At 55.2% G+C, this 17,368-nt stretch carries 31 protein-coding genes; all 31 read right to left on the minus strand.

The genetic code is table 11. From position 1 onward, the window contains the following. Nucleotides 1-121: 121 nt before the first annotated feature. The 31 genes from rpsD to fusA all read right to left on the minus strand — a co-directional run bounded on the left by rpsD (nucleotide 122) and on the right by fusA (nucleotide 17,368). Entirely contained in the window at nucleotides 122-748 is a 627-nt protein-coding gene (gene rpsD / locus YWK_RS0110035; protein WP_026964678.1) for a 30S ribosomal protein S4, read from the minus strand. 91 nt (nucleotides 749-839) lie between these two features. Beyond that, nucleotides 840-1,247: a 30S ribosomal protein S11 gene (gene rpsK / locus YWK_RS0110040; RefSeq protein ID WP_026964679.1), complete on the minus strand. Its 408-nt coding sequence runs from the start codon at nucleotides 1,245-1,247 to the stop codon at nucleotides 840-842. A gap of 14 nt (nucleotides 1,248-1,261) precedes the next feature. Beyond that, nucleotides 1,262-1,630 (minus strand): 30S ribosomal protein S13, encoded by a 369-nt coding sequence (gene rpsM, locus YWK_RS0110045; RefSeq protein WP_026964680.1) that lies wholly within the window; start codon nucleotides 1,628-1,630, stop codon nucleotides 1,262-1,264. Between the two features lie 113 nt (nucleotides 1,631-1,743). After that, nucleotides 1,744-1,857: a 50S ribosomal protein L36 gene (rpmJ, locus tag YWK_RS0110050; RefSeq protein ID WP_021296640.1), complete on the minus strand. Its 114-nt coding sequence runs from the start codon at nucleotides 1,855-1,857 to the stop codon at nucleotides 1,744-1,746. Between the two features lie 97 nt (nucleotides 1,858-1,954). Next, on the minus strand, nucleotides 1,955-2,173 hold the full coding sequence (gene infA / locus YWK_RS0110055; RefSeq protein ID WP_026964681.1) for a translation initiation factor IF-1: 219 nt from the start codon (nucleotides 2,171-2,173) through the stop codon (nucleotides 1,955-1,957). Further along, complete coding sequence (locus tag YWK_RS0110060; protein ID WP_026964682.1) at nucleotides 2,160-2,495, minus strand: KOW domain-containing RNA-binding protein; 336 nt, start codon at nucleotides 2,493-2,495, stop codon at nucleotides 2,160-2,162. The genes infA and YWK_RS0110060 overlap by 14 nt, the downstream gene beginning before the upstream one ends. A 9-nt stretch (nucleotides 2,496-2,504) precedes the next feature. After that, on the minus strand, nucleotides 2,505-3,155 hold the full coding sequence (locus tag YWK_RS0110065) for an adenylate kinase (RefSeq protein ID WP_026964683.1): 651 nt from the start codon (nucleotides 3,153-3,155) through the stop codon (nucleotides 2,505-2,507). 25 nt (nucleotides 3,156-3,180) lie between these two features. Further along, nucleotides 3,181-4,464: a preprotein translocase subunit SecY gene (gene secY, locus YWK_RS0110070; protein WP_026964684.1), complete on the minus strand. Its 1,284-nt coding sequence runs from the start codon at nucleotides 4,462-4,464 to the stop codon at nucleotides 3,181-3,183. A 1-nt stretch (nucleotide 4,465) separates the two neighbouring features. Continuing rightward, a complete protein-coding gene (gene rplO, locus YWK_RS0110075) occupies nucleotides 4,466-4,909 on the minus strand; it encodes a 50S ribosomal protein L15 (RefSeq protein WP_026964685.1) in 444 nt (147 codons plus the stop codon). A gap of 18 nt (nucleotides 4,910-4,927) precedes the next feature. Further along, the gene (rpmD, locus tag YWK_RS0110080) at nucleotides 4,928-5,119 is read right to left on the minus strand and encodes a 50S ribosomal protein L30 (RefSeq protein WP_026964686.1); all 192 of its coding nucleotides are present in this window, start codon (nucleotides 5,117-5,119) and stop codon (nucleotides 4,928-4,930) included. Between the two features lie 11 nt (nucleotides 5,120-5,130). Further along, complete coding sequence (gene rpsE, locus YWK_RS0110085) at nucleotides 5,131-5,628, minus strand: 30S ribosomal protein S5 (protein WP_026964687.1); 498 nt, start codon at nucleotides 5,626-5,628, stop codon at nucleotides 5,131-5,133. A gap of 20 nt (nucleotides 5,629-5,648) precedes the next feature. Next, a complete protein-coding gene (rplR, locus tag YWK_RS0110090; protein ID WP_026964688.1) occupies nucleotides 5,649-6,017 on the minus strand; it encodes a 50S ribosomal protein L18 in 369 nt (122 codons plus the stop codon). A 30-nt stretch (nucleotides 6,018-6,047) separates the two neighbouring features. Then, nucleotides 6,048-6,587: a 50S ribosomal protein L6 gene (gene rplF, locus YWK_RS0110095; RefSeq protein ID WP_026964689.1), complete on the minus strand. Its 540-nt coding sequence runs from the start codon at nucleotides 6,585-6,587 to the stop codon at nucleotides 6,048-6,050. Nucleotides 6,588-6,615: 28 nt separating this feature from the next. Beyond that, a complete protein-coding gene (rpsH, locus tag YWK_RS0110100) occupies nucleotides 6,616-7,014 on the minus strand; it encodes a 30S ribosomal protein S8 (protein WP_026964690.1) in 399 nt (132 codons plus the stop codon). Nucleotides 7,015-7,044: 30 nt separating this feature from the next. Next, nucleotides 7,045-7,230, minus strand: a complete 186-nt coding sequence (locus tag YWK_RS0110105) for a type Z 30S ribosomal protein S14 (RefSeq protein ID WP_026964691.1) — start codon at nucleotides 7,228-7,230, stop codon at nucleotides 7,045-7,047. Nucleotides 7,231-7,264: 34 nt separating this feature from the next. Further along, nucleotides 7,265-7,807 (minus strand): 50S ribosomal protein L5, encoded by a 543-nt coding sequence (gene rplE / locus YWK_RS0110110; RefSeq protein WP_026964692.1) that lies wholly within the window; start codon nucleotides 7,805-7,807, stop codon nucleotides 7,265-7,267. 25 nt (nucleotides 7,808-7,832) lie between these two features. Beyond that, nucleotides 7,833-8,153, minus strand: a complete 321-nt coding sequence (gene rplX / locus YWK_RS0110115; protein ID WP_026964693.1) for a 50S ribosomal protein L24 — start codon at nucleotides 8,151-8,153, stop codon at nucleotides 7,833-7,835. A 111-nt stretch (nucleotides 8,154-8,264) separates the two neighbouring features. Beyond that, entirely contained in the window at nucleotides 8,265-8,633 is a 369-nt protein-coding gene (gene rplN / locus YWK_RS0110120; RefSeq protein WP_026964694.1) for a 50S ribosomal protein L14, read from the minus strand. Nucleotides 8,634-8,661: 28 nt separating this feature from the next. Beyond that, nucleotides 8,662-8,925 carry a 30S ribosomal protein S17 gene (gene rpsQ / locus YWK_RS0110125; protein ID WP_084453626.1) on the minus strand — a complete coding sequence of 88 codons (264 nt, stop codon included), beginning with the start codon at nucleotides 8,923-8,925 and terminating at the stop codon, nucleotides 8,662-8,664. 36 nt (nucleotides 8,926-8,961) lie between these two features. Continuing rightward, entirely contained in the window at nucleotides 8,962-9,159 is a 198-nt protein-coding gene (gene rpmC / locus YWK_RS0110130) for a 50S ribosomal protein L29 (protein WP_026964696.1), read from the minus strand. Further along, complete coding sequence (gene rplP / locus YWK_RS0110135; RefSeq protein WP_026964697.1) at nucleotides 9,149-9,583, minus strand: 50S ribosomal protein L16; 435 nt, start codon at nucleotides 9,581-9,583, stop codon at nucleotides 9,149-9,151. Before rplP ends, rpmC begins: the two co-directional genes overlap by 11 nt. A 3-nt stretch (nucleotides 9,584-9,586) precedes the next feature. After that, on the minus strand, nucleotides 9,587-10,252 hold the full coding sequence (gene rpsC, locus YWK_RS0110140; protein WP_026964698.1) for a 30S ribosomal protein S3: 666 nt from the start codon (nucleotides 10,250-10,252) through the stop codon (nucleotides 9,587-9,589). Nucleotides 10,253-10,268: 16 nt separating this feature from the next. Next, nucleotides 10,269-10,610 (minus strand): 50S ribosomal protein L22, encoded by a 342-nt coding sequence (gene rplV, locus YWK_RS0110145; RefSeq protein ID WP_026964699.1) that lies wholly within the window; start codon nucleotides 10,608-10,610, stop codon nucleotides 10,269-10,271. A gap of 28 nt (nucleotides 10,611-10,638) precedes the next feature. Next, entirely contained in the window at nucleotides 10,639-10,920 is a 282-nt protein-coding gene (gene rpsS, locus YWK_RS0110150) for a 30S ribosomal protein S19 (protein WP_026964700.1), read from the minus strand. A 67-nt stretch (nucleotides 10,921-10,987) separates the two neighbouring features. Continuing rightward, entirely contained in the window at nucleotides 10,988-11,818 is an 831-nt protein-coding gene (rplB, locus tag YWK_RS0110155; protein WP_026964701.1) for a 50S ribosomal protein L2, read from the minus strand. A gap of 38 nt (nucleotides 11,819-11,856) precedes the next feature. Beyond that, nucleotides 11,857-12,141 carry a 50S ribosomal protein L23 gene (rplW, locus tag YWK_RS0110160; protein WP_026964702.1) on the minus strand — a complete coding sequence of 95 codons (285 nt, stop codon included), beginning with the start codon at nucleotides 12,139-12,141 and terminating at the stop codon, nucleotides 11,857-11,859. Continuing rightward, nucleotides 12,141-12,761, minus strand: a complete 621-nt coding sequence (gene rplD / locus YWK_RS0110165) for a 50S ribosomal protein L4 (RefSeq protein WP_026964703.1) — start codon at nucleotides 12,759-12,761, stop codon at nucleotides 12,141-12,143. Before rplD ends, rplW begins: the two co-directional genes overlap by 1 nt. 28 nt (nucleotides 12,762-12,789) lie before the next feature. Then, the gene (gene rplC / locus YWK_RS0110170; RefSeq protein ID WP_026964704.1) at nucleotides 12,790-13,419 is read right to left on the minus strand and encodes a 50S ribosomal protein L3; all 630 of its coding nucleotides are present in this window, start codon (nucleotides 13,417-13,419) and stop codon (nucleotides 12,790-12,792) included. A 106-nt stretch (nucleotides 13,420-13,525) separates the two neighbouring features. Next, nucleotides 13,526-13,834, minus strand: a complete 309-nt coding sequence (gene rpsJ / locus YWK_RS0110175; RefSeq protein ID WP_026964705.1) for a 30S ribosomal protein S10 — start codon at nucleotides 13,832-13,834, stop codon at nucleotides 13,526-13,528. A gap of 250 nt (nucleotides 13,835-14,084) precedes the next feature. After that, a complete protein-coding gene (gene tuf / locus YWK_RS0110180; RefSeq protein WP_026964706.1) occupies nucleotides 14,085-15,272 on the minus strand; it encodes an elongation factor Tu in 1,188 nt (395 codons plus the stop codon). A gap of 20 nt (nucleotides 15,273-15,292) precedes the next feature. Further along, nucleotides 15,293-17,368, minus strand: a complete 2,076-nt coding sequence (gene fusA, locus YWK_RS0110185) for an elongation factor G (RefSeq protein WP_026964707.1) — start codon at nucleotides 17,366-17,368, stop codon at nucleotides 15,293-15,295.

The raw sequence follows: 17,368 nt of genomic DNA on the forward strand, positions 1-17,368 counted from the left end.
GGCCCCCTCGCCTTCACCGGACACAGCGGCGCCCAAAGCAAGCCCGGTTTCCCGGTACTCTCCATTGGACACCCCGTCCCTATTGGACCGGCATGCAACCTTCCCCTGAATGTGGGTCGGATTAGCGCGAGTAATGTTCAACGATCATCTGCTCTGCCACAGGCGCGTCAATTTCTTCACGCGATGGCACGCGGACAACCTTACCGCTCTTGTTCGCGAGGTCCAGTTCAAGCCAAGGTGCAATCGTTCGAGACTCCGCGTTTTCGAGCAGGGTTTTGATCCGAGCCACTTGCTGGCTCTTCTCGCGGATGGCAATCACGTCTCCCGCCTTGGTCAAATAAGACGGAATGTCCACCTTACGGCCATTCACAGTGAAGTGGCCATGGCGAACCAGCTGACGTGCTTCCGCGCGGGAAGCCGCAAACCCAAGTCGATACACGACGTTGTCCAAACGGCTTTCGAGAATTTGCAACAGGTTTTCACCCGTAATGCCCGGCCGGCGAGCGGCTTCGTCGTAGTACGCTTCAAATTGCTTTTCCAAAACGCCATAGTAGCGGCGTGCCTTCTGCTTTTCGCGAAGTTGCAGACCGTATTCCGAGTTGCGGCGACGGCCTTGTCCATGTTGTCCAGGTGGAAACGGCCGACGGTCTACCGCGCACTTCTCACTGAAGCAGCGTTCACCCTTCAAGTAGAGTTTTACGCCTTCACGGCGGCAGAGGCGGCAAACAGATCCGGTATATCTTGCCATTCTAGTGTTGACACCTCCAATTCAATCTATACCCAGGTCACGAGTAAACTCACGCACAGGTGAGCATAATACATAGCTTTGAGCGCGTCCGTCAAACGCGGCGACGCTTTGGCGGACGGCATCCGTTGTGCGGGATGGGCGTGACGTCGCGAATCCCACTGACTTCGAGACCCGCAGCCTGCAACGAGCGGATGGCCGCTTCACGTCCAGCACCTGGGCCCTTCACGGCGACTTCTACTGTCTTCATGCCGTGTTCCATCGCCGTCCGAGCTGCTGCTTCCGCAGCCATTTGCGCTGCAAACGGCGTGCTCTTCCGGGAGCCTTTAAAACCTACGTTACCAGCCGTAGACCAGGAGATTACGTTTCCAGCCGTGTCGGTGATGGTAACAATGGTGTTGTTAAAGGTGGAACGAATATGTGCTACGCCAACCTCGACGTTCTTGCGGTCGCGGCGACGGGTACGAGTAGCATTTGCGCCTTTACGCTGCACTTTCGCCATTTCTCAGACCTCCTTTACTTCTTCTTACCCGCGACGGTACGGCGCGGTCCTTTGCGCGTACGTGCATTGGTCTTTGTCCGCTGTCCACGAACCGGGAGGCCGCGGCGGTGACGAATGCCGCGATAACAGCCAATTTCTACAAGGCGTTTAATGTTCAGAGCAATCTCACGACGCAGGTCGCCTTCTACCTTGTAGTTCTTGTCAATGTGGTCACGAAGTCGGATCACTTCGTCTTCAGTCAAATCCCGTACACGAGTGTTCGGATTAATCCCAGTCTCTTCGAGAATCTTGTTGGCGGTTGTCCGGCCAATCCCGAAGATATAGGTCAAGCCAATCTCCACTCGTTTGTCACGCGGCAAGTCTACGCCAGCGATACGAGCCATTGAGGGAATCCACCTCCAAGTGATGTTTTGAATCTATTGCAACACGATGCAGTCCCCGATTTGGGCAGCCGCTGCTGCACCGTGATTAAACCATAGAAATCACAACGCAAAGATTAACCTTGACGCTGCTTATGCTTCGGGTTTTCGCAAATGACCATGACGTTGCCCTTGCGGCGGATGACCTTGCACTTTTCGCAAATGGGTTTCACCGATGGACGAACTTTCACCAGACACCCTCCTCACTTGAAGTCTGGCGCAAGTCAAATTGCTCCAGACCCTCATTACGCTATCATACCGAAAATCGGTCGCTTGAGCCAACTGCACTTACTTGTATCGATAGGTAATTCTACCACGACTCAAGTCGTAGGGAGACAACTCCACCGTCACGCGGTCACCGGGAAGAATTTTAATGTAATGCATCCGAATCTTCCCCGACACGTGTGCCAACACCTTGTGGCCGTTCTCCAACTCGACTCGAAACATCGCGTTTGGCAACGGCTCAATGACCGTGCCTTCTACTTCAATGACGTCATCTTTCGCCATCTGCCATGCCCCCTTCCGCGTCGGTTTCTAAGGTTTCCGCTCGTGTACTTTCGTACTGACGGATTGCATGCCGTAATTTCGCGTTCGTAACCTTGCCGTGAGCACTCAGCTCATCGAGTACTTCGTGAGCGATGTACGGGGTGTTGCGAACGTGCAGCACGTTCTTCTTCTTCGGCCGCTCCGCCTTGCGCGTGTCTCCGTCGGCGACGTACACAAATCTATCCGCTTCCTGGCCGACGACAACGCAGTACAGCCCCTTGTCCCGTCCACGCGTGATCTCAACGACCCGACCTAACTCAGGCAATGTTGGCAGCTTTGACATGCACCCACCTCACGCCCGGATGTCCGACAGGATTCCCCGAATGTCGGCGTACACGTCGTCGATGGACCGCTGACCGTCCACCTGCCGCAGTAAGCCTCGATCCCGGTAGTAGTCCACCAGGGGCGCTGTCTGGGCGTACTGTTCCAGTCGCGTCGCCACAGCCTCCTCTGTATCATCGGATCGCTGGTAGAGCTCTCCGTGACACTTGTCGCAAACGCCCGCTACTGCGGGAGGCTGAAACACCACATGGTACGTGGCACCACACGACTTACAGATGCGTCGCCCCGTCAATCGGGCCAGCAAGACTTCCTGTGGCACGTGGATGTACAACACACAGTCCAGCCGTCGCCCCATCGCCGCCAGCGTTTCATCGAGCGCCTCTGCCTGTGGCAGTGTACGGGGGAAACCGTCTAAAAGAAACCCTTCTTGTGCGTCCGGTTGCTCCAGTCGGTCGCGAACCACCCTGATGGTCAATTCATCCGGAACCAACCGCCCACTATCGAGGTACGCCTTCACTTCATTCCCTAGGTCAGTCCCAGCTGCAATCGCCTTGCGGAACATATCCCCAGTAGAGATGTGCGGTACGCCATAGTCTGAAGTAATCCGCTCCGCCTGGGTGCCTTTTCCGGCTCCGGGCAGCCCCAACAGCATCAGTTGCATCGCCATTCCTCCCTGAATGCTCGCGTTAGCGTATGAATCCGCGATAGTGTCGTTGCAGCAGTTGGCCCTCAAGTTGTTGCAACGTTTGGAGCGCGACACCGACAATAATGAGCAGAGACGTTCCACCGAAGTAGACGGATGTCAGGTTTGCGCCTTGTAACAGCAGGAACGGAAGTACCGAGATGGCCCCGAGGAAGATAGAGCCGAACACCGTAATCCGGTTCACCACTCGGATGATGTACTGCTCGGTTTCCAGTCCCGGTCGAACCCCTGGGATGTACCCTGCGTGTTTCTGTAATTGTTCCGCAAGTTGATGCGGATTGATCTGTACGTGCGTATAGAAGAACGTAAATGCCACAATCAGCAGTACTTCTAAGACGATGTACCAAACCGAGTTTGGATACAGGACGCGCAGAACGGCTTCCGCCCACGCATGTGTCGAGAAGTAGGTAGCGATTGTGTACGGGATAATCAGAAGCGACGTCGCGAAGATGACCGGAATAACACCCGCAGCGTTCACCTTCAGCGGAATGTGCGTCTGCTGTCCACTATACACAGTCCGACCAACCACCCGCTTCGCGTACTGGACGGGAATTTTGCGCTCCGCTTGCTGTACGAACACAATCAAAGCGAAGACCAGAGTGATACCCGCCACGAGCGCGACGACCTTCAGGACGCCCAGGAACAATTGGCCAGGTTGCGAGAAAAACCAGTTTTGATACACTTCCTGACCCAGTTGACCAAGTCGGGCGATGATGCTGACAAAAATGATGACGGAAATTCCGTTCCCAACGCCCTTATCCGTAATCATCTCGCCAAACCACATCAGCAGTGTATCTCCCGCTGTCAGAGCGATGACAATGACAATATACGTCCACCAGTCATTCGTGTACAGAACCCCTTGGCGGGCGAAAGAGTAAGTCAATCCCGCAGCCTGAATGATCCCCAAAACAACCGTTAGGTAACGCGTCACTTGCGTCAACTTCCGGCGGCCAGACTCGCCCTCCTTTTGCCACTCCTCAAATCGGCGAACGACACCGGATTGTAGGAGTTGTACGATGATGGACGCCGTAATGTACGGCGTAACACTCATTGCGAAAATGGAGAAGCGATAGAACGCACCGCCGGAAAACATGTTGAGCAAGTTGAACAGCGCGTTGTTCCCCGTCGTGTTGTTGAGCGCCTGAACGTTCATGCCCGGTACCGGAAGGTACGTGCCAATCCGGTACACGGCAATCATGAACAACGTGAACAATATGCGATTACGCAGGTGCTTTAATCGCCAAAGGTTCGCGAGGGTGTTTAACACCTTATATCACCTCGGCGGTTCCACCAGCCGCTTCAATTTTCTCCTTAGCGGCACCGGAATACGCGTGGGCGCGAACGGTGAGCTTTTTGGTCAGTTCACCCTTCCCGAGAACCTTCACACCATCAAGCAATTTGCGAATGATGCGGTTTTCCAACAGGTATTCCGGAGTCACTACTGTACCTTCCGGCAGGTTGTTCAATTGTTCCAGATTCACCACAGCGTATTCGGTCTTGAACTTCGCATTCGTGAACCCACGCTTAGGCAGACGCTTGAAGAAGGGAGTCTGGCCACCTTCAAAACCGGGGCGCACACCACCGCCAGAGCGTGCCCATTGACCCTTGTGCCCGCGCGTGGACGTCTTTCCGTGACCAGAACTGGTACCCCGTCCAACCCGCTTACGCGCCTTGCGGGCCCCTTCCGGAGCTTTCAACTCATGGATTTGCATGTCGGCACCTCCTTGTCCTTACTCTGCGTCAATTTCTTCAACCGAAACGAGATGCGAAATTCGGTTGATCATGCCGCGAATGACGGGCGTGTCGTCCCGAAGCACCGTCTGATGCAGCTTCCGCAATCCGAGTGCAAACGCAGTCTTGCGTTGGTTTTCAGGTCGGCCGATAGGGCTGTGGGTCAGCGTAATCGCTAATTTTTTCGCCATCTTCAACCCTCCTAACCGAGAATTTCTTCGACACTCTTGCCGCGCAGACGGGCGACTTCTTCCGCACGCTTCAATTGTTTCAGGGCATCGAGCGTCGCGTGAACCATGTTAATCGGGTTATTGGAACCCAAAGACTTCGTTGCGATGTCTTTGATCCCTGCCAGTTCGAGAACCGCGCGAACCGGGCCACCGGCAATCACACCGGAACCTTCGGGAGCTGGTTTAATCAACACTCGGCCGGCCCCGAAGTGGCCCAGCGCTTCGTGCGGAATGGTCGTATTTTTCATCGGAACGTGAATCAAATTTTTCTTCGCGTCTTCAATACCCTTGCGGATGGCGTCGGGTACTTCCTGCGCCTTGCCCAGTCCCGCGCCGACGTAGCCATTGCCATCGCCAACGACAACCAGTGCGGAGAAGGAGAACCGGCGTCCACCCTTCACAACTTTCGCAACGCGGTTCACCGAGACGACTTTCTCGGACAACTCGAGTTGATTCGGATCTATGCGCACAGAGACACCTTCCTCTCGTTTTAGAATTGCAATCCCGCTTCACGCGCAGCGTCTGCGAGCGCTCGAACGCGGCCATGGTACAGATAACCACCACGATCGAACACCACCGAAGAGAGTCCCTTCGAGAGCGCGCGCTTCGCGACCAGTTCTCCGACCTTGCGCGCCGCTTCAATATTGCTGCCGTTCTCAATCACATCGCGCAGCTCCTTGTCGAGCGTAGACGCGCTGACCAAAGTCGTGCCGTTCACATCGTCAATCACTTGTGCGTAGATGTGCTTGTTCGAGCGGTAGACGTTCAATCGCGGACGTTCCGCGCTGCCGCGGACGCGCTTGCGGACCCGAAGATGGCGGCGTTTCCGAGCCTCATTGCGGTCACCTTTGCTAATCATGCCGGGTCACTCCTTTCTCGTACAACGAGATTACTTCTTACCAGTCTTACCAACCTTGCGGCGGATGACTTCGTTTTCGTACTTAATACCCTTGCCTTTGTACGGTTCAGGTTTGCGAATTGCTCGGACCTTCGCCGCGTAAATGCCGACGAGTTCCTTGTCAATCCCCTTGATGACCAGCTTCGTTGGAGCAGGCACTTCCACTTCGATGCCGGGGACGTTCTCCAATACCACCGGGTGCGAGAACCCGAGAGACAACGTCACTGTATTTCCACTCTTCGCTGCGCGGTAACCGACGCCCACGAGCTCCAAGCTCTTAGCAAAGCCATTGGTGACGCCTTCAATCATGTTGGCAATCACGCTGCGCGTCGTACCGTGCAGGCTGCGGTGCAACTTATTGTCACTCGGCCGTTCAACGACAACCTCCTGCCCGTTCACAGACACCTTCATGTCTGGATGAACTTCACGCGTGAGGGTGCCCTTCGGCCCCTTCACAGTAACCGTCGTTCCGTCCAGCTTGACTTCTACACCAGCCGGCACAGGAATGGGCTTCTTACCAATCCGGGACATGCTTACACCTCCGTTCGTTCGCCCGTCATTACCAGATGTAGCAGAGTACCTCGCCGCCCACGTGCATCTTGCGGGCTTCCTTGTCCGTCACGATTCCCTTCGACGTGGAAATAATGGCGAGTCCGAGACCACCCAACACCCGCGGGATGTTGTCGTGGTTCACATACACGCGCAGTCCGGGTTTGCTGATGCGCTTCAGGCCCGTAATGACGCGTTCTTGGTTCTTTCCGTATTTCAAAAACAGGCGAATGACACCCTGTTTGTCATCATCGATAAACTCCGCGTCGCGCACAAAACCTTCCCTCTTCAGGATTTCTGCAATGGCGCGTTTGACCTTGGATGCCGGAATCTCCACCTTTTCGTGGCCCACCAGATTGGCGTTGCGAATCCGAGCAAGCATGTCTGCGATAGGGTCAGTCATTACCATGAATCGTAACCTCCTTCCGTGCGAACCGTCTTACCAGCTCGCCTTTTTGACGCCAGGCAACTGGCCCTTGTAGGCCAAGTTGCGGAAACAGATACGGCAAATTCCGAACTTGCGAAGCACTGAGTGCGGACGGCCGCAGATGCGGCAGCGTGTGTACGCTCGCGTGCTGAACTTTGCGGGCCGGTTTGCTTTCGCAATCATGGATTTTTTCGCCACGTCATCGTTCCTCCCACATTCAATTTCGCTTGCCTCACGCGTGCCGGAACGGCATACCCATCAACGTCAGCAACTCGCGCGCTTCTTCGTCGGTGTTCGCGGTCGTCACCACGACAACTTCCATGCCGCGGACCTTGTCGACCTTGTCGTAATCAATTTCAGGGAAAATCAATTGTTCACGCAGACCCAGAGTGTAGTTTCCACGTCCGTCGAACGCCTTAGGGGAAACCCCTCGGAAGTCGCGCACGCGTGGTAGTGCGACGTTCATGAGCTTATCGAGGAAGTGGTACATCCGTTGTCCGCGCAGCGTCACCTTTACGCCAATCGGCATACCTTGACGGACGCGGAACTGCGCAATGGACTTCTTCGCACGGGTGACCACCGGCTTTTGTCCCGTAATGGCCATAATGTCTTCTACTGCGGAATCTATGACTTTCGGATTCTGGACAGCTTCGCCCAGACCGAGGTTCACCACAACTTTTTCGATGCGCGGTACTTGCATCACAGTGGTGTAGTTGAACTTCTTCATCAGTTCACCCACCACGTGGTTCTTGTAGTGTTCAAGCAAGCGGGTCACTGTTAGCCCTCCTTTCACCTGGCTACTAGTCAATCACTTCGCCAGACTTTTTCGCGTAACGGACCTTCGTTCCGTCTTCAAGAAACTTGTAACCCACACGCGTCGGTTGACCTGTCTTCGGGTCTGCCAATTGCACGTTGGATACGTGAATCGGCGCTTCCTTCTCAATGATGCCGCCTTCCGGATGCAGCGGATTCGGCTTCGTATGGCGCTTGACAATGTTCACGCCTTCCACAATCACGCGCTGCTCCTTTGGAAAGACCGCCAACACCGTCCCGGTCTTCGACTTGTCCTTCCCAGCAATCACGACGACCTTGTCGCCCTTCTTCACGTGTAACTTCGGCATTCGTAGACACCTCCTTGCTTCACGCGGCCGAACGTCGGCGAAGGTTCACTGGCTCTCACCGAACCCGCCTCGCCAAAACCGTTCGTGACTCATCACGTTCTCTGTGCCGTATTACAAAACTTCCGGTGCGAGCGAGATGATCTTCATGAAGTCCCGGTCGCGCAACTCGCGTGCAACGGGTCCAAAGATACGCGTCCCACGTGGGCTCTTGTCTTCACGAATAATCACAGCCGCGTTTTCGTCGAACCGAATGTACGATCCGTCCGGGCGGCGCACCCCGCGGCGGCTACGCACGACAACCGCCTTTACAACGTCGCCTTTCTTGACAACGCCACCGGGTGTTGCACTCTTAACAGACGCGACGATGATGTCGCCAATGTTCGCAGTCTTGCGGTTGGAGCCTCCGAGCACGCGGAAACACATGATTTCCTTTGCGCCGGTATTGTCGGCAACCACCAATCTCGTTTGCGGTTGGATCACGGGAACAGCCTCCTTCCTAAAGGGAAGATTAAATCACAACAGCCTTTTCAACGATTTCGACCAAGCGCCAGCGCTTCTCCTTGCTGAGCGGCCGCGTTTCCATGATGCGCACCGTATCGCCAATCTTCGCCTCGTTATTTTCATCGTGAGCCTTGAACTTCTTCGTCCGGCGAATCGTCTTGCCGTACAGGGGGTGCTTTACGTTTTCCTCAACGGCGACCACGATGGTCTTATCCATCTTGTCGCTGACGACTTTACCGACACGCACCTTCCGGTAATTGCGTTCCATCAATGAACCTCCTTCCTTCACTCACCACGCGTAAATCGCTCAACCGATACCGAGTTCACGTTGCTTCAAAATCGTTTTCGCACGAGCGATGTCCTTGCGGACTTGCCGAATCCGCATCGGATTCTCCAACTGGCCGGTGGCAAGCTGGAAGCGGAGGTTGAACAACTCATCTTTCAGTTGATCGATGCGGCTTTCGATTTCTTCGGTTGTTAGGCCGCGAAGTTCCTTAGCTTTCATCAGCCTCACCACCTACCTCTTCGCGGAGTACAAACTTCGTCTTAATCGGCAGCTTATGAGCAGCAAGGCGCATCGCTTCGCGGGCGACTTCTTCGCTGACTCCCGCCAACTCGAACAAGATGCGACCCGGCTTCACCACTGCTACCCACTTTTCCGGAGAACCCTTACCGCTACCCATACGGGTTTCGGCAGGTTTTTGCGTCACTGGCTTGCTCGGGAAAATCTTAATCCAGACCTTACCACCACGGCGGATGTAACGCGTCATGGCGATACGGGCTGCTTCAATTTGCCGGTTCGTAATCCATGCGGGTTCCAGGGCCTGCAAACCGTACTGTCCGAACGTGACTTCGTTGCCGCCCTTCGACTGACCCTTCATGCGACCACGGTGTTCTTTGCGGTGTTTGACCCGTTTTGGCATCAACATGGCTTACTTGCCTCCTTCCTGCGCACCTTTGCGCGGCCGTTGTGGCAATACCTCGCCGCGGTAAATCCAGACTTTCACACCAATGCGGCCGTACGTCGTATGCGCTTCAGACAGCGCATAGTCGATGTCCGCACGCAGCGTGTGAAGAGGAACGGTGCCCTCTGAGTATCCTTCGGTCCGAGCGATTTCCGCACCGCCGAGACGACCAGAAACTTGCACCCGGATCCCTTTTGCACCCGCACGCATCGTGCGCTGAATGGCTTGCTTCATCGCACGGCGGAACGATACGCGGCGCTCCAATTGGTTCGCGATGTTGTCCGCCACCAATTGTGCCGTCAAGTCCGGTGCTTTGATTTCAGAAATCGAGATGTGCACACGCTTGCCAGTCAGGGCGTTCAGTTGGTTCCGGAGTGCATCGACTTCCGTGCCACCCTTCCCAATGACCATGCCCGGCTTCGCCGTGTTGATAATCACGTTAATGCGATTTGCAGCGCGTTCAATATCCACAGCTGCAACCGCGGCGTCCTTCAGGCGCTTAAAGATATGTTTGCGAATCAGTAAGTCTTCGTGCAGGAGGTCCTGGTAGTCCTTCTTGTTGGCAAACCACTTGGATTCCCAGTCACGAATGATACCGATACGCAGTCCTACTGGGTTGACCTTTTGACCCATGCCGGTTGATCCCTCCTTACTTTTCCGCCACGACGACGGTGATGTGACTTGTGCGCTTCATAATGCTGTATGCACGACCCTGAGCGCGAGGATGGAACCGTTTCAGCGTCGGACCCGGATCCACGTAGATTTCCTTGACGAACAGACGATTCACGTCCATGTTGTGGTTGTTCTGCGCGTTCGCCACGGCCGACTTCAGTACCTTTTCAACAACCGGAGATGCCCCGCGCGGCGTCAGCTTCAAAATCGCGAAAGCTTCCGCGACGCGTTTGCCCCGAATCAAGTCAACGACCAGACGCACTTTGCGAGGCGCGATGCGAATGTACTTCGCGCGAGCCCGCGTTTGCGTTGCTTCCATGCCGCATCCTCCTTCCTAAAATCGCTCGTTACCGAGAACGCGATGATTTTTCGTCGCCCGCGTGCCCCTTGAACGTACGCGTGGGCGCAAACTCACCCAACTTGTGTCCTACCATGTCTTCCGTCACATATACCGGCACGTGCTTGCGGCCGTCGTGCACACCGAACGTGTGACCCACGAACTGCGGAAAGATAGTGGAACGGCGAGACCACGTCTTGATGACGCGCTTTTCCCCCGAGGCATTCAACGCCTCGACTTTCTTCATGAGATGGTCGTCTACAAACGGACCTTTCTTCAACGAGCGTCCCATCGTGTAACCTCCCTCCTCGCTGACTTAAATTCACCCAGTCAACGAAGCCTGGTTCAGGCTCCGGAATTTACTTCTTGCGACGACGCACGATGTACTTATCCGACGGATTGTTCTTCTTGCGCGTCTTCTTGCCAAGCGTCGGTTTGCCCCATGGGGACATCGGAGACTTCCGGCCGACCGGTGCACGACCTTCACCACCACCATGCGGGTGGTCAACAGGGTTCATGACGACACCGCGAACCGTCGGACGCCGACCCAACCAACGAGAACGACCCGCCTTACCGATGTTGATATTCTCGTGGTCGAGGTTGCCGACCTGTCCTACCGTTGCACGGCATTCCAGACGAACCAGACGCATTTCACCGGAGGCCAGGCGAATGTTCGCGTAGTCTCCTTCTTTCGCCATCAACTGCGCGTACGCGCCTGCAGCACGCGCCAACTGACCGCCTTTACCAGGCCTCAGCTCGATGTTGTGAATGGTGGTACCCACCGGAATATCAGACAACGGCAGCGCGTTCCCCGTGCGAATGTCAACGCCAGGACCGGAGACGACCGTGTCACCCACCTTCAGGTTGTGCGGCGCGAGAATGTAGCGCTTTTCGCCATCGGCGTACACCAAGAGCGCAATGCGCGCGGAACGGTTCGGATCGTACTCAATCGTAGCAACCCTCGCCGGAATGCCATCTTTATTCCGCTTGAAGTCAATGATGCGGTACTGCCGTTTGTGGCCGCCGCCGTGGTGACGGACCGTGATTTTCCCCTGGTTGTTGCGGCCGGCGCGCTTCGAGAGCGGAGCCAGCAGCGACTTTTCGGGCTTGTCTGTGGTGATCTCTTCAAACGTTGAGACAGACATGAAACGCCGACCAGGAGAGGTTGGGCGGTACTTTTTAATCCCCACCGATACGACCTCCTTTTCGTTCGTCGATGCGTTGAAAATTACGAGTTAAAAATTTCAATCGGCTTGGAATCCGGAGTCAACTTGACAATTGCCTTTTTCCGCTCCGATGTGTAGCCAACATGGCGCCCAACGCGCTTTTTCTTGCCCGGAACGCGCATGGTATGAACCGATTCAACCTTTACGCCAAACAGTTTTTCAACTGCTTGACGAATCTCAGTCTTGTTCGAGCGTTTGTCAACTTCAAACACGTACTTGCCTTGCTCCATCAGCTCTGTGGAGCGCTCCGTGATCACCGGGCGCTTGACGAGGTCACGCGGATCCATTACGCGAACACCTCCTGCACCTTTTGAATCGCCGCCTTGGTGAGAACGAGATGGTCATGACGCAGGAGGTCATAGACGTTCACACCATTGGCGTCGGTGTACTTGACGTTTGGAATGTTGCGTGCAGACAAAGCCGTATTGTCCTGCTTCTCGGCGTCCACAATCAACGCCTTGTTCAGGTTGAACTTCTTAAGCAACGCAACCATGTGTTTCGTTTTGATCTCGGGAAGCTGCAACTCGTCCAGTACGACCAACGTTCCAGCATCCACCTTCGAGGAAAGCGCGCTGTACAATGCAAGACGGCGCACCTTTTTGGGGACTTTGTACTTATAACTCCGCGGCGTCGGGCCAAAGACGGCGCCACCACCAACCCATTGTGGAGCCCGAATACTACCTTGACGAGCGCGACCTGTTCCCTTTTGACGCCAGGGTTTGCGGCCGCCGCCACTGACTTCCGAACGACCCTTCACCTTGTGCGTGCCCTGACGTTGGCCAGCCAGATACATGGTGACAACCTCATGCATCAAATCAGGCCGCAGCGCCGCGCCAAAGAGTCGCTCGTCGAGTTCAATTTCACCAACTTGCTCTGCGTTGATATTGAAGACCGGTACTTTCGGCATGCGTCTGCCTCCTTTCTGTAAACCTTACTTACTTTTGCTTCTTGATGGCCGAGCGAATTGTCACATACGAGTTTTTCGGTCCCGGAACGGCACCCTTCACCAGCAACAAGTTGCGATCCGCATCTACCCGGACCACTTGCAGGTTTTGTACTGTCGTGCGTTCACCGCCCATGCGACCAGCCATCGTCTGGCCTTTGAACACCCGGTTCGGAGCGATGGCACCCAGCGAACCAACGCCACGGTGGTACTTCGAGCCGTGAGCCATAGGACCGCGCGCTTGGTTGTGCCGCTTGATAGGGCCCGCGTAGCCCTTACCTTTCGAGGTACCAATGACGTCAACCATTTCTCCGACCTCGAATACATCCGGACCAAGTTGTTGACCGACTTCGTATTGTTCTAACGCGACGTCTCTCAACTCGCGCACATAGCGTTTTGCAGCGGTGTTGGCTTTTCGAGCGTGTCCTTGCTCAGCTTTCGTGGCACGACTTTGCTTCTTGTCGGCGAAGCCCAACTGGATGGCATTATAGCCGTCCGTGGCCACTTCCTTCTTTTGCAACACAATGCAGGGGCCTGCTTCAATCACAGTCACAGGGATGACAGTGCCGTCTTCCGCGAACACTTGGGTCATACCCAATTTCCGCCCCAAGATGCCTTTCATATGCGCACCTCCTCGGAGCCTTACTATATATTATCCGTTCACAGCGCCACGCGCTGCGTTCATTCGTAGCAACAGTGCCGCGTATCTCATTCTGATACACGCAGAATTACAGTTTGATTTCAATGTCAACCCCGGACGGCAAGTCCAGTCGCATCAGAGAATCGACCGTCTGCGGCGTCGGGTTCAAAATGTCAATCATCCGTTTATGCGTGCGCATTTCGAACTGCTCACGCGAATCCTTGTACTTGTGTGGTGCGCGCAGAATCGTGAACACCTGCTTCTCTGTCGGAAGCGGAATCGGACCAGACACGTGCGCACCGGAACGCTTCGCGGTATCCACAATCTTTTCGGCGGATTGGTCAAGGATTTGATGATCATACGCCTTGAGTCGAATCCGAATCTTTTGCTTCGCCATATGTTTTCCCTCCTTCGTCGCCCAATGTTTGGACATGCTCCGCGAAAATTCACCTCAGTGGTGCCCCATATGGCTGAGGACACATGAGCAACCTTTCGCCTCATAGCTGTCAGAGACCAACATTCGAAATTATACTAGACGCCGCGCAAGAACACAAGGCGCTTCGGCAACTTCCCAAATTTGGGCAAACGAAAGGCGAAGCAGACGCTTCGCCTTTCTCCTGATAAGTATATTTGCAAGACGTGAACACTTACTTCGTGATGGCGCTGACGACGCCCGCACCCACGGTACGGCCACCTTCGCGGATAGCGAAGCGCGTACCTTCTTCAAGTGCAATCGGTGCAATCAGTTCGACGTCCATCGTGACGTTGTCGCCAGGCATAACCATTTCGGTGCCTTCCGGCAACTGCACAACGCCGGTGACGTCGGTCGTACGGAAGTAGAACTGCGGACGATAGCCGTTGAAGAATGGGGTGTGACGTCCGCCTTCTTCTTTGGTCAGTACGTACACTTCAGCCTTGAAGTTGGTGTGCGGCTTGATGGAGCCAGGCTTGACCAAAACTTGACCACGTTCAACGTCTTTACGTTCTACACCGCGGAGCAGCGCACCGATGTTGTCACCCGCTTGCGCTTGGTCGAGCAGCTTGCGGAACATCTCAATACCGGTAGCAACCGTCTTGCGGCTCTCTTCTGCCAAACCAACGATTTCCACTTCGTCGCCAANCTTCAGCGTACCACGTTCGACGCGGCCCGTAGCAACCGTACCACGACCGGTGATGGTGAACACGTCTTCGACAGGCATCAGGAACGGCTTGTCGGTGTCGCGTTCTGGCGTCGGGATGTAGTTGTCGACAGCGTCCATGAGCTCTTCAATCTTCTTCACATACTCTGGGTCGCCTTCCAACGCCTTCAGCGCGGAACCGCGGATGACCGGAATTTCGTCGCCAGGAAATTCGTACTCGTTCAGGAGTTCGCGGACTTCCATCTCGACGAGTTCCAGCAACTCTTCGTCGTCAACCATATCGCACTTGTTCAGGAACACAACCAGGTACGGAACGCCAACTTGGCGGGACAGCAGGATGTGTTCGCGCGTTTGCGGCATCGGACCGTCTGCAGCAGACACGACCAGGATTGCGCCGTCCATCTGAGCAGCACCGGTGATCATGTTCTTGACGTAGTCGGCGTGGCCTGGGCAGTCGACGTGTGCATAGTGACGAGCTTCGGTCTCGTATTCAACGTGTGCGGTGTTAATCGTAATACCGCGTTCACGTTCTTCCGGAGCCTTGTCGATTTCGTCGTACTTCTGTGCTTGCGCCTTACCCTTCGCGGCCTGAACAGCCGTGATTGCAGCGGTCAGCGTCGTCTTACCATGGTCGACGTGGCCGATGGTCCCGACGTTTACGTGCGGCTTGGAACGATCAAATTTTGCTTTTGCCATGATCTGTTCACTCCTTGTCCTTATTCGCCCTTATTTTTGGCGATGATGGTTTGGGCAATGTTTTTGGGTACTTCTTCATATGAATGGAATTCCATCGAGAAGGTACCGCGGCCTTGTGTCCGCGAACGCAGGCTCGTGGAATAACCAAACATCTCAGCAAGTGGTACGTACCCGCGAATGACCTGTGCATTCCCCCGGGCTTCCATACCTTCAACGCGACCACGGCGAGAGTTGATATCGCCCATGATGTCGCCCATGTACTCTTCAGGAACCGTGACTTCGACCTTCATGATGGGTTCCAGCAAAACGGGATCTGCCTTGGCAGCACCCTGCTTCAACGCCATGGAACCGGCAATCTTGAACGCCATTTCCGAAGAGTCGACGTCGTGGTAGGATCCGTCGAACAACGTCACTTTCACGTCGAGCATTGGATATCCAGCAACCACGCCGTTTTGCATCGCTTCCTGAATACCTTCGTCGACAGCCGGGATGTATTCCTTCGGAATCGCACCGCCGACAATCTTGTTCTCGAAGACGTACCCTGCGCCGCGTTCCAACGGTTCCAGTATGATCTTGACGTGACCGTACTGACCGCGACCACCAGACTGGCGAACGAACTTGCCTTCTTGTTCGACCCGCTTGGTGATGGTTTCCTTGTAGGCAACTTGCGGCGCGCCGGTGTTGCACTCAACCTTGAATTCCCGCTTCAGGCGGTCAATGATGATTTCCAAGTGCAACTCGCCCATACCGGAGATAATGGTTTGCCCAGTCTCCGGATCCGTGAACGTCTTGAAGGTCGGGTCTTCTTCGGTGAGCTTCCCGAGCGCGACACCCAACTTGTCCTGGTCGGCTTTCGTCTTCGGCTCCACAGAAATGGAGATGACGGGATCCGGGAATTCCATGGATTCAAGCACGATGACGTGCTTTTCATCGCACAGCGTATCACCAGTGGTGGTATCCTTCAACCCCACTGCAGCCGCGATGTCACCCGCGTACACGGTGTCAATTTCCTCACGGTGGTTCGCGTGCATCTGCACAATACGACCCACCCGTTCGCGTTTACCCTTGTTGGAGTTCAATACGTAAGAACCGCTCGAGAGCGTTCCGGAGTAAACGCGGAAGAATGACAACTTACCCACAAACGGGTCCGTCATAATCTTGAACGCCAACGCCGCGAACGGAGCGTCGTCCGAAGACGGACTCTCAATCGTCTCGCCATCGGCGGTCACACCCTTGATGGCAGGGACGTCGAGCGGCGACGGCAGGTAGTCTACTACGGCGTCCAGCATCGGCTGTACACCCTTGTTCCGATAAGACGATCCGCACAACACTGGGAACAGTTGTACGTTACAGGTCCCTTTGCGCAGGGCAGCCTTGATTTCCGGAACGGTAATTTCCTCACCCTCGAGGTACTTCATCATCAGGTCTTCGTCGACTTCAGCCACCGCTTCCAGCAACTTGGCGCGATACTCTTCCGCGAGTTCCTTCATGTCGTCAGGAATCTCCCGCGCTTCAGAGGTCGTACCGAGGTCATCCGTGTAAATAATAGCCTTCATTTCGACGAGGTCGACCATACCGACAAAGGTGTCTTCAGCACCAATCGGCAACTGAATCGGAACGGCGTTCGCACCCAGACGGTCCTTCATCTGTTGAACCGTACCTAGGAAGTCTGCGCCAATGATGTCCATCTTATTGACATACGCAATGCGGGGAACCTTGTACTTGTCCGCTTGTCGCCAAACGGTTTCGGACTGCGGCTCCACGCCACCTTTCGCATCAAACACCGCTGCAGCGCCGTCCAATACGCGAAGCGAACGTTCAACTTCCACCGTAAAGTCGACGTGCCCAGGGGTGTCGATGATGTTGATGCGGTGCCCCTTCCACTGAGCTGTGGTTGCAGCAGAGGTAATGGTAATACCACGTTCCTGCTCCTGCACCATCCAGTCCATCGTCGCAGCACCTTCATGGACTTCCCCAATCTTGTGTACGCGACCCGTGTAAAAGAGGATGCGCTCCGTGGTGGTCGTCTTACCGGCGTCAATATGCGCGATAATCCCGATATTGCGCGTCTTCTCTAACGAAAACTGACGTGCCAA

Origin of the sequence: Alicyclobacillus pomorum DSM 14955 (assembly GCF_000472905.1) — a bacterium.
Taxonomy (GTDB): domain Bacteria; phylum Bacillota; class Bacilli; order Alicyclobacillales; family Alicyclobacillaceae; genus Alicyclobacillus_A; species Alicyclobacillus_A pomorum.

Excerpts from the sequence above, each read along its gene's own strand:
- rpsD (WP_026964678.1), bottom strand. The coding sequence starts at position 748 with ATGGCAAGATATACCGGATCTGTTTGCCGCCTCTGCCGCCGTGAAGGC.
- rpsK (WP_026964679.1), bottom strand. The coding sequence starts at position 1,247 with ATGGCGAAAGTGCAGCGTAAAGGCGCAAATGCTACTCGTACCCGTCGC.
- rpsM (WP_026964680.1), bottom strand. The coding sequence starts at position 1,630 with ATGGCTCGTATCGCTGGCGTAGACTTGCCGCGTGACAAACGAGTGGAG.
- infA (WP_026964681.1), bottom strand. The coding sequence starts at position 2,173 with ATGGCGAAAGATGACGTCATTGAAGTAGAAGGCACGGTCATTGAGCCG.
- YWK_RS0110060 (WP_026964682.1), bottom strand. The coding sequence starts at position 2,495 with ATGTCAAAGCTGCCAACATTGCCTGAGTTAGGTCGGGTCGTTGAGATC.
- YWK_RS0110065 (WP_026964683.1), bottom strand. The coding sequence starts at position 3,155 with ATGCAACTGATGCTGTTGGGGCTGCCCGGAGCCGGAAAAGGCACCCAG.
- rplO (WP_026964685.1), bottom strand. The coding sequence starts at position 4,909 with ATGCAAATCCATGAGTTGAAAGCTCCGGAAGGGGCCCGCAAGGCGCGT.
- rpmD (WP_026964686.1), bottom strand. The coding sequence starts at position 5,119 with ATGGCGAAAAAATTAGCGATTACGCTGACCCACAGCCCTATCGGCCGA.
- rplR (WP_026964688.1), bottom strand. The coding sequence starts at position 6,017 with ATGATTAGCAAAGGTGACCGCAATGAGGCTCGGAAACGCCGCCATCTT.
- rplF (WP_026964689.1), bottom strand. The coding sequence starts at position 6,587 with ATGTCCCGGATTGGTAAGAAGCCCATTCCTGTGCCGGCTGGTGTAGAA.
- rpsH (WP_026964690.1), bottom strand. The coding sequence starts at position 7,014 with ATGGTAATGACTGACCCTATCGCAGACATGCTTGCTCGGATTCGCAAC.
- rplX (WP_026964693.1), bottom strand. The coding sequence starts at position 8,153 with ATGCCGAAGTTACACGTGAAGAAGGGCGACAAGGTCGTCGTGATTGCT.
- rpmC (WP_026964696.1), bottom strand. The coding sequence starts at position 9,159 with ATGAAAGCTAAGGAACTTCGCGGCCTAACAACCGAAGAAATCGAAAGC.
- rplP (WP_026964697.1), bottom strand. The coding sequence starts at position 9,583 with ATGTTGATGCCAAAACGGGTCAAACACCGCAAAGAACACCGTGGTCGC.
- rpsC (WP_026964698.1), bottom strand. The coding sequence starts at position 10,252 with ATGGGTCAAAAGGTCAACCCAGTAGGACTGCGTATCGGTATCATTCGT.
- rplV (WP_026964699.1), bottom strand. The coding sequence starts at position 10,610 with ATGGAAGCAACGCAAACGCGGGCTCGCGCGAAGTACATTCGCATCGCG.
- rpsS (WP_026964700.1), bottom strand. The coding sequence starts at position 10,920 with ATGGGACGCTCGTTGAAGAAAGGTCCGTTTGTAGACGACCATCTCATG.
- rplW (WP_026964702.1), bottom strand. The coding sequence starts at position 12,141 with ATGGATCCGCGTGACCTCGTCAAGCGCCCGGTGATCACGGAGCGCTCC.
- rplD (WP_026964703.1), bottom strand. The coding sequence starts at position 12,761 with ATGCCGAAAGTACCGGTCTTCAATATCAACGCAGAGCAAGTTGGTGAA.
- rplC (WP_026964704.1), bottom strand. The coding sequence starts at position 13,419 with ATGAAAGGCATCTTGGGGCGGAAATTGGGTATGACCCAAGTGTTCGCG.
- rpsJ (WP_026964705.1), bottom strand. The coding sequence starts at position 13,834 with ATGGCGAAGCAAAAGATTCGGATTCGACTCAAGGCGTATGATCATCAA.